This window comes from Moraxella cuniculi (assembly GCF_900637105.1).
GTDB classification, from domain to species: domain Bacteria; phylum Pseudomonadota; class Gammaproteobacteria; order Pseudomonadales; family Moraxellaceae; genus Moraxella; species Moraxella cuniculi.
In genome coordinates, this window is the sequence record NZ_LR134343.1 from 343,772 (window position 1) to 358,250 (window position 14,479).

Sequence of the window (14,479 nt, forward strand, 5' to 3'; positions counted from 1 at the left end):
AGAGCAGCGGCAAGTTTGTATCAAAAGCCAATCAATGATTGTTTGCCTAAGTAATTTCATAAGTGCCTATGGTGGGAAATAACGGTTTTTTCTCATTCCATGCCAGCCCATGTTCAATAAAAATATCTTCAAGTTTTTCAATAAAAGCTGTATTTATTGTATCATACCATCTGTCAAAATCCTGAAAGTATTGATTTATGAGGTTTTGACCAAATGGTGTTAGTATCATCTTGGTATCTTGCCAAATATCAGATCTTAAATCATCAGGGTGTGTAATAGATAAATGATAGCAAAAATCATCAATGTCATCATAAGTTACATTCAGATTTTTTTCATTCTTTGCTAAAACATCAAACTCAAATTCTGCCAAGCCACATTGATATATTCGATAAATTAAATCCACAGACAGCATCCAAGTATCATCACCTGAAAATACATACGCTAATGATAGGGGTTCAGTAGCCAAGTTGTGTAAAAAACATTGTGCCTTTAAGGCAGTATCATCACTCATTTTTGAAAACTTGGTTTCTTTAGGAACTGAAATTTTAGACTTTGGCTGACATTCATCAATTTTATGCACATTGATATTTTCAAACACAAAAACTTCGCCCAAAGGTTTAATCAGTGGATCAAAATCAGCAGTGAAACTGTCTAGTTGGTATAAATAACCATGCTGGTCAATGCACAGTTGCAACATAACCCTTCTTCCATCAACATCAAAAGTATCTGCCTCTATTAAAGCTCTGCCAAATTTTCGCCTATAGTTGCAAGCACGAAAGAACTCAACCGAACCCATACCACAATCATGGGTTAGATCAATGATTGGCGTTTCGGCAATGGGTAGGTCGTGCTTATAGGGCATATGACACAGACTTAGCAAATACTCAACCAATCGCAATTCACTTTGGGTTAAAAAACGCAAATCATCATCTGTCAGCATGAATTCTTCCTATATTAAAACTGGTGGCGTTGATACGATAAACAAAATATGTTACTCTTTGTTGACCAATCATGATTGTAAACCCTTGGGTTTGACCGATGGGTATGCTGTTTAAATTTCTTTGATGCAAATCGTTTCTGATAATTGGTTCTGCTTCCAGTCGAGAAATTCTTAAGTTTTGCAAATGCCTCCAAGTGTGGTAGGATTGATTTGGATTGTTGCCAAAGGTGATGGAGCTGTATCGACCATTAGGCATGATAGGGTTGTTGGCAGAATAACCACCGTAATATACACGCCGAAACTGCTCATAAGGATTGGTATAAGTCTGATTGGATGCTCTAACAAATCTAGCAAATGCTTGATACTCCAAAACTTCTGCTTCGCTAATCTGCTGTCCAGCAGGACGAAAGGATGGTATTCCCTGAAACTCTGGGTAAATTCTGCGAATTGCTTGAATTTCTAGTTCAATAATATCGCGTCTTTGTTGTTGTATGCGATTTCTTGTCAGTGTTCTACGACCAAGCTGATTCCACCTAACCGCCTCTTCAGCACTTGCTGAAGCTGTATTTACATCAAACTCGTATAATAAGGCAGCTGATGCTGACAGCAGTTTGGCGGTGTTGATGATTTTTTGTTTGTCTTGATCTGATAAGATGTAGACAGTTTTACCATCAATCATGACTGCTGGATAACGATTTGTCATCCAATCACCAACCATCTCACCTATCATAGCACCTAGGGCAGTTGCCTCACAAGAATTTTCTAAAGTTCCCCAATGACCTTATTTAAGCTCTTTTGCATTTGGGCTGTCTTAATTGCCATGAAAGATCAATATACTGATATACTGTGTTATTATTTGTAACGCCTTCACCTAATGTTAATAAAATACCGTCTTTGCAGTACAGTATCTCTGATTTGCCAACCTCAATCATTTGCCATTGCTCTTGGCTGATGTTGTTTTTTATTGTTTGTATCAGAGCAGGACTTGGGTTATCATAGTAATAAGTTAATACAACACTGCCAGCCTGTCTGTCAATCTGAAATACACGACTTGGTGCAGATATATTGTGAGCAATCCTGCCCATCAACAAAGGAAATTCTTGCTCAAGCAATTGCTTTCTATTGCGGTAATTGTTATAAGGTTTTGATTGATAAAAATCTTTAATTTCAACAGCGACATATAAAATAAAGGCTGCAGCAATAACTATATGAATGATATTATTGGGTTTCATCATCGACCTTTTAAAATAAGTTGTTTAAGTTCAGGCGATGAAAGCGTTAAGCCAGTATATTTTAACGATCCGCCAGACATGCCTACTTGAGGCGTACCCAGCCCATAGGTAACAATGGTATTTCGTCTGGTTTTGGATATGCCAGCACAAACACCGTAACACGCTTGAACATTAAAAGACGATCCTGTGATAATACCATCTAATTGTTTGGCTGAATAATTCCCATCAATCACTTTGCCGAAATTGATCGAAGTTTCTGCACCTGAAACGATGGATGTTGAGGCAGAAACTTCAAATTTATCAGTGGCAAAAACCTTACCATTTTTAGCATTGACAACAACTGTGTACCCATAAATTGAACCAGAAACATTAACAATAATCATATCGCCAAATTGAGCAACCACAGAACCTTCACCAAAGATTTCTTGCTTGGTATTTCTAAATTGCTGCGGATGCTTTCCTGTAGCATTCCATTTTGCTGCCTCAGAAGCCATATTTGCTGCGGTGTTGATGTCTTTATCAAAGATAAAGGCAGCAAAGCTTGCAGCTAGGCGAGATTCGTTGATGATTTGTTGTCTTTGTTTGTCGGTTAATGTGTTTGGATTATCTATTTTTCTATCCGCCCACATCTCACCTATCATAGCACCTAGGGCAGCTGATTCACAGTCATTTTTGGCAATTTCAGCAGAAATACAGCCTGTAAGAGCAGCAGCAAGTTTGTGTTTGGTGTTATTAATAAATCCTATGTCGTTTTCGTCTAAGGGTTTTACAAGTCTACCAAAGATCTCTTGGTTAAAAATACCTGCTAAGCCTGATCTTAGATTTTTTGTTAGGTTTTTATCAAGGTCAGTGTTATAAATGGCAGTTTCTAATAAACTATTACTTGTGCTTTGGGCAAGCATTTTTAGCATTTGGTCGCTAAATTTTAACTTGTCTTGACCTGCTTGTACAGCAAAGTTTTTTTCGATCTTTTGGGTGATGCCAGCACTGATGATACAGTTGTGGCATATATCAAAAAATCAAATAAATAGATAAAAATATCTTAATTTTGTATATTTTAATCCATTGTTATCATAAGGTCCAATACGAAAATCAATATATTCAAGATTTCCTTTATATTGGACAGGTAGGGTAAAATTTTCTATGACAATTTTTTGATTATTGTCATCATTTTTGATATATATGTATGTTTCGGGTGGGTATTCAGCATACGAATAAAAGACATTGGCGTTTTTACTGAAAACAATTCCTTGATAGACTCGCAAAAAAGTATTTGTACCTTTTGTATGTTGAATAATTGTAATGCAGCTATTGTTGCAGTAATAATACGCCTTTTCTTTTGATATAAAAAGATAAAAAATTAATAATACAGAAATGAGAAATAATATCAATTTAAGATAAAATTTTAAAATGTGAGATAAGATTTTCATGTATTATCTACTGTAATATTGCTTATTTATAAATGCAGTTAATATTATTATTGCCGCTGATGTTGCACTCAATTCTTTGTAAGCCGAGTTGGTATCCATACTTACTCCTTAGATATTGATAGTCAATTTCACCATATCTTGGATAAGTTCCATAGCTATATCCAGTTGTTCGATATTTTAATAAACCTTTGATGCCATCCGCATGCAAAGCTCCACTAGTCTTCTGAAATTCATCAAAAGATATCCCCAGGGTTGCAGCGTTCATTCCTGCTAAAATATTTCCCCCTTCTCTTAGGGTGATATATTTGCCTTTAAATAAAAAACCGTGGTAAGAATTTCCTTCATGACCCGGGAATGTTGATTTAATATCATATTTCTTGCCAGGAAGGCTATTATAAGCAAACCATTCTTTACTGAATGCTCCTTCATTCCATGCTTGATTATTCAGTTTATAAATGTAATTATCTATACTTTCTCCAATGTATACTTTACCCACAGCATTTCCAGTATCAGGACTTATAAATGCATCTTCAAACATTGTTTCCCCAATTTTTACAGGGTTATCAATGCATTTATTGTTTTGAAAGTTACATTTATAAACTCCTTTATCTCCATTTAAAATAACTTTCTTAACTTCATTGTTCTTATCAATATAAGTTGCATTCCACCTAACCGCCTCAGAAGCCATATTTGATGCGGTGTTGATGTCTTTATCAAAGATAAAGGCAAATAAGCTTGCAGCTAGGCGAGATTCATTGATGATTTGTTGTCTTTGTTTGTCGGTTAATATGTTTGGATTATCTATTTTTCTATCCGCCCACATCTCACCTATCATAGCACCTAGGGCAGCTGATTCACAAGATTTATCACGGACTTTACTAGATAGGCAGCCTGTAAGCCCTGCAGCAATCTTATGGGCAATATTAGCACTTGGTGTGTCGCTGTCAGTTTCATATTAAAATATTACCATATAATAATTCAATTTATAATATGGAGTACCACAACATTCATATCCAGATAAAACAAATTTTATATTATTCATATCCCCTATTGCAATTTTTGGCTTAAAATCACTGTGTACAACAAAACCACCATCATCATATTCTTCAAAATAAGGAATATATTCTGGATAAAACTCCATATAAGAGCTATTTTTCATCTGTAATCTACTATAAATTCTTTTATCATAAACCTTAACAACCAAATCCCTTCCTTTTATTGTTTCAACAAATGTCAAACAATTTTTATCATTGCAATAATAATAACTTTCATAAGAAAGTAGCATTATGATTATATAGGCAATAATAGCAAGGCTACATAATACAAATAACTTTATTATAAAGTATATATTTTTCATTATCTTATTTACTCAAGTTGTTAAAATTAATGCTATTTCTTATAAGTTGAGCTTCTTGATTCATTTTTATTGCATTAATTTTAAAATCATAACCATATTTACTTCTTAGATATTGATAATCTATTTCACCATATCTGGGATATGTGCCATAGGTATAACCAGTTGTATTGTGTTTTATAAGACCTGTTATACCACCAGCATGTAAAGCACCACTGGCTTTTTGAAATTCATCATAAGGTATACCCAATGTTGCCGCATTCATGCCAGCTAATATATTTCCACCTTCTCTTAGTGTGATATATTTACCATGAAATAGATATCCATGATATGTTTTAATCTCACCATTACCATACGATTTTTTGATATCGTAATTACCCATTCCGGGTATGTATTTCTGGTATGGAATGCTTTTCCAAGCCACTGTTATCTTTGTATCATTTTCCGCTTCTGCATTCAATTTGTAGATGTATGCGTCCACGCTTTCCCCGATAAATACCTTTCCAACAGCAAGACCTGTATCTGGACTAATAAAAGCATCTTCAAACATTGATTCTCCAATTTTTATTGGGTTGTCAATACATTTATTATTTTGAAAATTACACTTATATATTCCTTTATCACCATTTAAAATAACTTTTTTAACTTCATTGTTCTTATCAATATAAGTTGCATTCCACCTAACCGCCTCTTCAGCACTTGCTGATGCTGTATTTACATCAAACTCGTATAATAAGGCAGCTGATGCTGACAGGAGTTTGGCGGTGTTGATGATTTTTTGTTTGTCTTGATCTGATAAGATGTAGACAGTTTTACCATCAATCATGACTGCTGGATAACGATTTGTCATCCAATCACCAACCATCTCACCTATCATAGCACCCAAAGCACCTGCCTTACAAGCCTCGCCTTTGGCTTTGGCTGCCACACAGCCTGTTAAGCCAGCAGAGATTTTATGTATGCTGTTATTGATGATACCAGTATCATTGGCGTCTAGTGGCTTGATGATGTCGCTATAAATACCACTGGCAGCAGCATCAATAAGCTGATTGGTCAGTTGTCTTTTTAGATTGTCTTCTAAACTTGTACCGTATAATAAACTGTCTGCCAAAGCACCGCCTGTACCTTGGATAAACCCTCTGGCAAATCTGTCAGACCAATCAGCAGTATCGGTAATGTTAATACTTGTGTATTTGCCAATTAAGCCATCTAAGCCTTTGGTAATACCAGCGGTAACGGCTGCTCTTGCCATGTCTTTGACGGTGGCAGATTTACCCAAATCTTTAAAGGTTTTGTTAATATCGCCTTTGTTGTTGATTAGGCTGATATAAGCTTTAGATGCCAATGAGCTAAAGGCAGCATTCGCCATGGCTGAGCTGACCGCACCTGTGGTACCAAGAAGGGTTGCTCCTGCTCCATTGGTAGCAATGGTTACAGCAATCGCAATCACCCCAGCAGCTTCAGGCGTTAAGCCTTCTTGTTTGTAGTTCCATTGCTCTTGGGCTAGGCGTAGAGCGGTAAAGTCAATGTCATCACGAGTGATGATGTCATTTAGGTATTCAAATCCTGGTTTTTGGCTTAGGTTTTGTAAGGTGGCGACCAGATGCTCTTGGCTTGCTGGATCGTCTTTGTTGATTGGTACTTGGACTAGTAAGCCGCCTGTAGCATTCAGATTTGGCGATACGCCAGTAAATGAGGGCAGATCGGCAGTTTGGGTGATTGACCCTTTGTCCTCAATGGATTGCCAGACTTTATTATTATACTCTTTAACCTGTCTTTGGCTTATCGTGGTGCTTGCGGTATCTAAGATAATTTTGGCATCTTTATTGGCGTTTTCGCCCACCCCTGCATAAATATCAGCACCAGACAGATTGCCAAATACAGTGCCTTGCAGATAAGTGTCATCACCTGATTGGCTTTGGGTATAATCCGCCACCAAAAAAGTAGGCAACTCGGTTAGGATTTGTTGATAGCTCTGAAGGCGTGATTTTCGATATTTAACGCCTAAGAATTTAGAAGTCGTTTGCGAATCGATGTTTTTTTCATCAACCTGCTGTACAGCAAACAGCCTTAGAGCATCACCTGCACCAAGCTCAATATTGCCAGCTGGTGCATTGAACCGACTGGCATAAGCAAACAAACTGTCTGCGGTCTGTATCCGAATGTTATTTGCATTTAGTGCGACACTTTCGGCATCTGACATTTGCTCGGTTGTGGTGGTTACGGTGGTTTTTTTCTTGATTTTGCCGCGTTTGCTGACACTGGTGTGCCTGTCATAGACAAGGTCCTGACCTGCCTGCAGTATGGTGCTGCCTGTGCTGGTTATATTGATGTCTTTGGCTTGATAATTGCCCCCAATCAATAAGACGGCTGATTTGGTCTTGGTATCATCGCCATCAGACTGGCTGACGGCATTGATTGAGATTGTGTCTTTGGCTGTGATGCGGCTTGGTTGATAGTTTTTGCTGACGGCATAGCTGTCATCATCAAAGTTGCCCCTTTGATAAATATCATAAACACCCTCAATGCTGATTGCAATCGGCAGCTGGGTAATTGGTGCAGCTGCATTCAGCAACTGTTTGAAATCATTGATTTTTTTATCATTGCCATCTTTGGCATCAAGATAGGCTTGTTTTAGGGCATTTTTATGCTCATTGATTTTTTGAGCGTCTGCCAAATCATCAGCATCGAAGGTTAAGCCGTCAATCAGCTGATTGGCTCGGCTGACATTGTCATCAGCACCGATGGCATCTGGGCGTAACAAAGCAAGCAATTTGGCTTTGGTATTTTCATCAACAAACTGCCTTGCTTGGTTTTGGTTGCCGATGGCGGTTAAGTTTACACTGCCTGTTCGGCTTTGTAAATCTGCCATTTGTACACTGATACCGCCAGCACTGATAAGGTTGATATCACCAGCTGTGTCAATGCTTGTACCTGTGTTTTGGCTCCCCACGAACTCCATGTTGGCGATTTTTAATGACTGCTTAAGCGTACCGAGCTGTCTGGTCAGCTCATCTGCATCGTCATCAATGCCAAGCTCTTGCCGTCTGAAAATGGCTCGTTGTTGGCTGCTGGCTTGTTTTTGTTGTAGGGCTTGTTTTTGCTTATCATAATCACCAATGGGGCTTTGTGCATGTTCTTTTTGTAGCTTGATTAACTCATCATTGGCTTGTTTGTGGTCGCTTAGAGCCGTTTGGTACAGCGTGTCATTGTTTAGGGTGGTTATTTGTTGATTAATATCGGCAATCTGTGCATTTAGCTCGTCAATACGAACCGCATCTTTGATACCAGAAATGGGGCTACTGATGACAGATAGATTAAGATTGCCCTGTGTGGCGATGACAGTGGTGTTTTTTGCGGCAGTAACTTGTGTGCCTTGCAGCTCAACGCCAGAGCCTTGTAGGTACACATTGCCACCAGCGTTGATATTGACTTGTTGCTGACTGCCACGACCCTGTTCCCCTGCCTGCCCTTGTAGTGTAAGCATACCATTGCTGGCCAGCTCAAGATCGCCTGCTGTGGTGATATTTTTGCCAGCACGCACCGTCATATCATCATGACTTTTGATAATCATGGCACCATTAGCAGCTTGCAAAGCAGGATTGTTTGCCAAGATATCATGCTTTTTGGTGCTAAGGGTGGCATCTTGCCAATCTACCGCCGCCTTTTGACTGATAATCGACAGACTGCCTGCGTTAATTGTACTTTGGTTTAATAACACATTGCCATCAGCACGCACAGATATCAGACCATTGGCAGTGATGTTACCGTCATCAAGTGAAAGTTCTCCATCTTGGCTACCGATGGCAAGATGGTCGCTGGCATCAAGAGTGGTTTGGTTGATTTGAGCGTTGTTTTTGCTGTGCAGGCTTAAGTTTCTACCAGACAATGTGCTGTTTTTGATGGTGAGATTATCACCAGCTTGCACGGCGATGCTGTCTTTGGCATTGGCAGACAGCTGGTCAAATTGAACAGTGTCAGCAGTTGAGACAATCGCAAGTTTGTTGCTTGTAATGGCATCCTGATTCAGGTCTAATGCACTGTCTGCTATTAAGGCAGTATCACCTTTGGTATCTAGGCGGTTATTGCTGCTTTGTATACCATCACCGCCAATGAGCAGACTGTCTGCTTGGATTGTATTGTTACTTAGGCGGATATCTTTGCCAGTCAGATTGATATTGTCATCAGCATCGAGCCGACTGTTTGTTATGCTAAGGTTGCCTGCACTTAGATTGATGGCATGGGTTTGGCTTGTGATTTGTGCATTATCAGCCGTGAAATCACCCAAGGCAGCGATTGCCACTTTGCCTGTTGTATTGATATTGATGGGTTTTTGGCTTTTGACATCACCCCCTGCATTGATGGTCAGGTCGGCACTGCCTTGGTAATCAAGTGCGTCAAAGCGAACGCCAGCCTTGGCATCAAAGTCAATTTTTGCTTTGGCATCAACAGAGCCTGTGTTATCAATAGCGTCATTTTGGCTATGTAGATAAATAGCTGATTCGGCATCTGTCCCTGCTATCTGTCCTGCTTGGGTGATTTTGCCATCGGCAGATAGGCTGATGTGCCGATTTGCTTTTAGCGTACCTGCTTGATTTACCCCTGCCCCCTTGTCAGTGCTGACAAGATAAATGCCATGAGCATAAATTTGCCCCAATGCCCCAATGTCGATGGCGACAGGCTTGGCTTGGTCTATGGCAGATGGATTGTTATTCAGATTGCTAACTTGTCCAATCAAGCCCAAGGCGTTCAAATCCGCTTGATTATCCCCTGCAATCAGTTGCAGATATTGTGTACCGTTATTGCTGATACTGGCTTGTGCGGTGATGGTTTTGGCAAATAATTGAGCAAAATAAGGGTTGTTTTGGTTGCTATATTGATAAGCCAATCCTTGATTATTTATGTCAATTGTGCCAGAGCCTGCCTGTATGGATTTGGGCAAGCCTTGGTTATATTGGATACTGCCTGCTGCCAAGACGCTATGATTGGCATTGATAAGACTGCCGCCATTGATACTAAGACCATTGGGATTGGCGATGATGACATTGGCAGCCCTGCCAGCAACTTCAATTTTGCCGTTAAGCCTAGTTGGATTGTTGCTTAAAACTTCATTAACAATGGTGGTCGCCTCACCATTTAATAGCCAGAAATTGCCCTCAATATCTCCTGCCAATTGACTGCTGGTGCCAAAACGGGCATTGTTGAGTACCACGCCAGCCTCGCCAATGTCAAACTGCGTAAACTGATTGCGTGAAACGCCGTACTCATTAATACTGCGAATGTTTACAATAGGCGTGCCGTTATTGCCAAGCAGCACAGTTGGGCGGTAATTGGGATTTGTTGTAGGGACAATGCCAGTTGGGCTTTGAGCCAAAAGCAAAGTAGGTGCCAAGGCTGACCATATTGCAACAGCAAGCATGATAAATCGCACCGCCAACGAACGGTGCAAACCAGCCAAATTCAACACTTGTGATGAAACAGAAGACACGGCAGTAGAAGATGATGAACGAAAAACACGCATAAACGCCACCGCCGCCACAAATGCAGCACAAACTTTGACAGCGATAAGTTTATGGTATTGTTGATTCATGACCGCCTGCCTGACTAATAACCAAATGCAATCTGAAAGCCCACATTGGCATTTTTGGACAAACCATTGGCACGCATGGGCTTGCCAATAAATCCATCAAAACTTAACCGCTTGGTCATGAAGCGATAGCCCAATACCGCACCTGTTGCTTGCTTTGATGCACTGCCCAAGCCATCAGCACTCACCCAGCCTTGATCGATGGCGGTATAAAACTGATGGGGGTTTTTGACAGGTAGTTGATAGTAAATCTCTTGTCCGACAACCAAGCCATTATTGCCAGCAGCCAAGCGTTTGCCATCAAAGCCACGCACAGCATACTGATCGCCGATGATAAATTGCTCGGCAGTTGGCAGATTATCACGGCTATATTGCCCAAAAAATCGTGTGTTTAGACCAAAGCGATGATTTGCTGTGGCAAGGGGCAAGCGATAATTGCCAGTAAACTGCCAAATCAGCGGTCGGCTGTCCACATCACGGTAATATCGCTCAGGCGATGGCAGAGCGTCAAACGCACCAATGCCATGGCTAAAACCACCCTCCAAGGCGAGCTTGCTTTGGTTATAAAATGTCTTTTCAAAATCCAGTGCCAAGCGATAGTTTGAGCTTTTGCGGCGTTGTACCAAGATTGGCAAATCATCAATATAATATTTGCTGTCTTTGTGGCTAATTTCGCCAATGCCTGTCAGCTTGCTGTCGCCACTTTGATAAAGCAGATAACTTAGCTGTGCTTGTTTACGCACTGTTTTGCCTTTGTAGATGGGATTGTGGTTCAGCCCAGCCAAGGCTTGGGTGTAGCGGTTGTAATTGTAGCTTAATTTTAATTGCCAGTTTTTGAATGGATAGCGATAATTAAGATATAAATTTTGATTATTTGCCTGAAGTTTGGTGCTGTTTATGCCGTCTAATGTACTCAGATACTGTACATACAAATTATCATTACTCCACAAAGGTTCAGCAATATTTAGCCCAATGCCAGACTGATGAACGCCTGTGCTTTGGTTGCCAAAGTTATTGACAAAAAGTTGCGTGCCGATTTTATTTCCCTTATTTCTTTGGACAATCAAATCACTAAAACCAGCATTTTCATTGGTTTTGTCGCTTGGCTTGATATGAATCATCGCTTGGGTGTCATAAGGCAAGCGTAGGTTTTGTGAGCTTTGTTCAAGTTTACGCAGGTTTAGCACATCGTAAGTTTTGATGCTCATGGCGTTATGTAAGCTGATGTTGGTATCATCAAGCGTACGATAGATGTTTGCCACACGACCAGCGATAACGCTTAGCACCAACTGACCTGAAGCTAAGTCTTGCGGTTTTAGCAATACTTGGCTTGTGATATAGCCTTGATTTAAGATTTGATAATAAGCAAAATCAATAATTTTTTGTAATCCTTGCTCACCAACACAGCTGCCAATCAATCCTGTGGATTTTTTATTGAGTTTTTTAGCAAGAAATTGAAAATCAGCCTTGGCATCATCGGCAACATCCAACAAGACTTGCTGGATATTAAAACAAACAGACTCATTGGGTAAATCAAGTGATTGACTGGAGCTAACACCGACCGATGCAGGCAAGATGGCTCTGGTTTCAGCTGCCATTTGTGCTTGAGTAAACAAACGCTGTTCGGCAAGCGATTGGTTTTGGATTAAGTTTAGGTTGGTGCTTTGACTGGTGTTTGCAAATGCCGATGTGGATAGTGGCAACAACACAGCCAAAAGCATAGCCTTGTGCGTCCGTGCTGCTGCGTGTTTTGTTGCCACCATGTGATAATCCAAATCAACAATAAAATTACCCAAAATTCTAACACAAAAATTAATAAAGACAAACAAAATGATGGCACAGCCGACAATTTGGGCAAAATTTGACCATCTGCAAGTTTTGAAACTCGGGGAGTTTTCTTATCTTTAATATTTACAAAAGCACTTTAGGCTCATTTACAAACCGTATAAATACAAACTTTACACCCACAAAAGTACCGTGCAAGCATCAGCCACCATCAAGATTGGCAAAGATAATTATCTTTAATAATTAATAAAATAATCAAGTATTACTATATTATCTCCTGACGATAATACCACTCAATATTCGTCCCAAAACCGATATTTAATAAATTGGCAATCATTCGCCCCGTCAGCCCCCATACCGTCTCGCCATCAACATACCATGCAGGTGTGCTGATGGTCGCCACTTGGTGTGCGTGCGTATAATCAAACTGGTATATGCCTGTTGGCGTATCAGAAAAATATGCCAATTCTACCCAAAAAATTCTGGCAATTTCTGCCTCTTGCCCAACCAGCTCCATCGCCATCTCTGGCTCAATCAACGCCACCACAGGACGCACCCACAGCCCTGACTTGGATTGCTGCATCGGCAGATAGCCGATAACAGATACGCCATCTGCAATCAGCCCAACTTCCTCAAAACCCTCTCGCAGTGCCGTGTCTGCTGTGCTGGTGTCCATATCATCACGATGACCGCCAACAAAAGCAATCTCGCCTGCATGGCTTGTAAGGCGGCTACTGCGTTTGGTGAGGAGCAGTCGTGGCGTTGGCTCATTGGTAATCACGATGAGTACGGACGCGTGCGGCTTGGGCTGATGATACACGCGATCTGGCATACCACCCAGTCTGGGCAATTCGTCCACCCCTTGATAAGCTCGCAAATTCGCTGCCAAGCGTGCCAAAAGTGGCGTGCGATATGTGCGTGGCGGATTTAGGAATATTTTGTCTTGATAGCTCATGTTTTGGTTGCGATTGTATGGTATTTGGCTTATTATTTTATGCCAAAGCCAAGCACAATGCCAGCTTGTCTGGCGACAGATTTCAGGAGATGCCATGCCTTTTTGTTTGCAATGCGGTCATGCTGCAAATTTTGCCATACCTGTGGGCGACAGTCGTCCAAGGTTGGTTTGCCCAGCCTGCCAATTTATCCATTACGAAAACCCAAAAATCATCTGTGGCACGCTGTGTTATCATCAAGACAAAATCCTGCTGTGCAAACGAGCCATCGAACCTCGTTATGGCTATTGGACCTTGCCAGCAGGGTTTATGGAAAATGGCGAAACCATGCTGGCAGGAGCGGTGCGTGAGACTTTTGAAGAAGCCCAAGCAACCGCCTGCAATGCTCGCTTGTACTGCTTATTTGATATTGCACATCTCGGTCAGGTACACGCAATATATCTGGCAAAGCTAAGCGATGATGGTTATTTTGCTGCAGGTGCCGAGAGTCTAGAATGTGCGTTGGTTGATGATGACAATATCAACTGGGATACGCTTGCTTTTGAGACAATAAGACAAACCATCAAGCATTATTTGGCAGACAAACAAGCACTTATCCGCCAAGGCATTGATGCAAATGACCCAAGCAACTACCCCCTGCACCAAATCACCCTAGGGGACGACACCACGCCTAGTCAGATGGCCACTAAACTGTCAAAAGAAAGTTAATCGGCCCATCATTGTGTGCAACCACCTGCATATCCGCCCCAAACTGCCCTGTTGCAACAGGATTATGGCAAGATTTGGCATAAGCAACAAGCCGCTCAAACAGCACCGCCGCCTGTGCAGGTGGCATACATGGTGCAAAATCTGGACGGCGACCCTTGTCAGTATGTGCCATTAGGGTGAATTGCGACACCAGCAGCAGCCCACCACCAACCTCCACCAGACTTTTGTCCATTTTGCCAAGTTTGTCAGCGTCGGTGGTATTTTCAAAAATGCGATAAGTCAGTATCTTATCCATCAAGCGGTGCATCTGTGCCTCGCCATCATCTTTGCCAATGCCAATATATGCCAAAATCCCCTCATTGATACTGCCGATAATACGACCATCAACGGCAACATGGGCGGATTTGACGCGTTGTATCAGAGCTTTCATAAGCATATCCTTTATTCATTTGGTAAATTGTGCCGACATTTAATTACAGACAAAAACCCC

The 14,479-nt window shown here is 40.9% G+C and carries 11 protein-coding genes; 1 reads left to right on the forward strand and 10 read right to left on the reverse strand.

Going from position 1 to position 14,479, the window contains the following annotated elements; all coding sequences use genetic code 11:
* Positions 1 to 46: 46 nt before the first annotated feature.
* From EL162_RS01670 to EL162_RS01710, 9 genes are all read right to left on the reverse strand, one after another.
* Entirely contained in the window at positions 47 to 940 is an 894-nt protein-coding gene (locus EL162_RS01670) for a DUF6984 family protein (protein WP_375537701.1), read from the reverse strand.
* Complete coding sequence (locus EL162_RS01675; RefSeq protein ID WP_170161391.1) at positions 927 to 1,643, reverse strand: VENN motif pre-toxin domain-containing protein; 717 nt, start codon at positions 1,641 to 1,643, stop codon at positions 927 to 929. The genes EL162_RS01670 and EL162_RS01675 overlap by 14 nt, the downstream gene beginning before the upstream one ends.
* 82 nt (positions 1,644 to 1,725) lie before the next feature.
* A complete protein-coding gene (locus EL162_RS01680; protein ID WP_126329644.1) occupies positions 1,726 to 2,175 on the reverse strand; it encodes a hypothetical protein in 450 nt (149 codons plus the stop codon).
* Entirely contained in the window at positions 2,172 to 3,182 is a 1,011-nt protein-coding gene (locus tag EL162_RS01685) for a DUF637 domain-containing protein (protein WP_311195371.1), read from the reverse strand. Before EL162_RS01685 ends, EL162_RS01680 begins: the two co-directional genes overlap by 4 nt.
* Positions 3,183 to 3,624: 442 nt before the next feature.
* On the reverse strand, positions 3,625 to 4,437 hold the full coding sequence (locus EL162_RS01690) for a VENN motif pre-toxin domain-containing protein (protein ID WP_126329648.1): 813 nt from the start codon (positions 4,435 to 4,437) through the stop codon (positions 3,625 to 3,627).
* Between the two features lie 120 nt (positions 4,438 to 4,557).
* Positions 4,558 to 4,959, reverse strand: a complete 402-nt coding sequence (locus EL162_RS01695; protein WP_126329650.1) for a hypothetical protein — start codon at positions 4,957 to 4,959, stop codon at positions 4,558 to 4,560.
* A 4-nt stretch (positions 4,960 to 4,963) separates the two neighbouring features.
* A complete protein-coding gene (locus tag EL162_RS10080) occupies positions 4,964 to 10,546 on the reverse strand; it encodes a two-partner secretion domain-containing protein (RefSeq protein WP_126329652.1) in 5,583 nt (1,860 codons plus the stop codon).
* Positions 10,547 to 10,560: 14 nt separating this feature from the next.
* The gene (locus EL162_RS01705) at positions 10,561 to 12,306 is read right to left on the reverse strand and encodes a ShlB/FhaC/HecB family hemolysin secretion/activation protein (protein WP_126329654.1); all 1,746 of its coding nucleotides are present in this window, start codon (positions 12,304 to 12,306) and stop codon (positions 10,561 to 10,563) included.
* 287 nt (positions 12,307 to 12,593) lie between these two features.
* Positions 12,594 to 13,283 (reverse strand): NUDIX hydrolase, encoded by a 690-nt coding sequence (locus tag EL162_RS01710; protein ID WP_170161392.1) that lies wholly within the window; start codon positions 13,281 to 13,283, stop codon positions 12,594 to 12,596.
* A 94-nt stretch (positions 13,284 to 13,377) separates the two neighbouring features.
* Between EL162_RS01710 and EL162_RS01715 the strand changes: the two genes are divergently transcribed.
* Positions 13,378 to 13,989, forward strand: coding sequence for an NUDIX hydrolase (locus EL162_RS01715; protein WP_126329658.1), 612 nt, complete (start codon positions 13,378 to 13,380; stop codon positions 13,987 to 13,989).
* Here the strand turns inward: EL162_RS01715 and dtd are convergent.
* Positions 13,967 to 14,419, reverse strand: coding sequence for a D-aminoacyl-tRNA deacylase (dtd, locus tag EL162_RS01720; protein ID WP_126329660.1), 453 nt, complete (start codon positions 14,417 to 14,419; stop codon positions 13,967 to 13,969). The genes EL162_RS01715 and dtd overlap by 23 nt on opposite strands.
* Positions 14,420 to 14,479 lie beyond the last annotated feature (60 nt).